The organism is Paraburkholderia sp. NMBU_R16 (assembly GCF_013282575.1).
Classification (GTDB): Bacteria; Pseudomonadota; Gammaproteobacteria; order Burkholderiales; family Burkholderiaceae; genus Trinickia.
The window spans coordinates 1-1,111 of sequence record NZ_JAAAYE010000218.1 but is presented as its reverse complement, the minus strand read 5'-3'; the positions used below and the strand labels follow the sequence as shown (position 1 = coordinate 1,111).

2 protein-coding genes are annotated in these 1,111 nt (G+C 55.9%); both read right to left on the bottom strand.

All coding sequences use genetic code 11. The features are described from left to right. Window positions 1-147: 147 nt before the first annotated feature. Window positions 148-612 carry a helix-turn-helix domain-containing protein gene (locus GWC77_RS27930; protein ID WP_173262773.1) on the bottom strand — a complete coding sequence of 155 codons (465 nt, stop codon included), beginning with the start codon at window positions 610-612 and terminating at the stop codon, window positions 148-150. Between the two features lie 174 nt (window positions 613-786). Next, window positions 787-1,080 (bottom strand): DUF5372 family protein, encoded by a 294-nt coding sequence (locus GWC77_RS30430; RefSeq protein WP_173262770.1) that lies wholly within the window; start codon window positions 1,078-1,080, stop codon window positions 787-789. Window positions 1,081-1,111 lie beyond the last annotated feature (31 nt).

Here is a 1,111-nt window from a genome sequence, read left to right as displayed (position 1 = left end):
CCCACGCCCACATGCCTCGAGCAAGAAGGACGCTGAGTCCGCGACGCGCTTCTGCGGGCAGGGCCTCGCCAAGCACGGCGGAACGCAGCACTTCGTATTGCGCAGCGATTGCAGATGAAACTACCAACGGCCAAGCATCGGATCGCGCTATTCCGCCGTTTTTTTTACACCGAAGGCACGCTCGATCGTTCTCGGATGTACATCGAGACCAAATTCCTCGTGAACTAGCCTAGCCAGTTCACGAGCCCGAATCGGCTCTCCTGGCGTGAACTGCGATTTGAGAAAGGCCAATACGTCACCCTGTATCTTGTGTGGACCGCGTGGTCCTCGCTTCCTCGGGACCAACCCTGCGATCCCGCCTTGCTCAAAGTCCGCCCGCGCCTGGTAGAAGGTTGGTCGAGAAACACCATATTCGTCGGAGATCTCCGTCACCGACGCCTTCTCAACGGAGACGCGGCGCAACATCTCGTACTTGACCTGCACGGCATCGTGGGGATCGAAGAATCCGCCTTCGCGGAACTTCGGATCCAGAACGCTCTCCGGCGTCGGATTCAGCGTGCCGTCCTCCGCGAGAACATCGGTCTTCGAGCGCCTGCGTTCGTTCGTTGGCACGTTCGCTCCAAGAGTTTGCCCACATATGTAATTAAATTATGCCGCAATACGGATCTTGTCAAGCTCTTGTTTTATGCAGTACGTGCCATTATATGCGCCACAAAAAGTCAATATCGAAAGCGATCAACACTGCATCGCGGCATTAATTCCCTTACACATGCGGCATAATTCACCTTACAATGACGAAGAGCTCTCGGCATCCCCGCACGAAAAGAGGCGTCTCACCAGAAGTTCAAGCTCCATTAAATCGGCAACCGTGAACGGCGCTCGATCTCGACCGATGGCGACTTCGGGATCAGGCGCGCTCACATCGGTCCACGTCGGAGGAACGGAGCAATAGCTCTTGTCGTCGACCCTCAGCAACAGACGCATGCCAGACCGGTTATAGCGCTCACCAATACACAGAAGTTGCCGCCCACTAAAGGGGTGGAAAGGATGGGTAATGCGGACAAGGTGCTCTGAGGCCACGTCAAGGTCCGCATTCCGAGGTATGTTACAA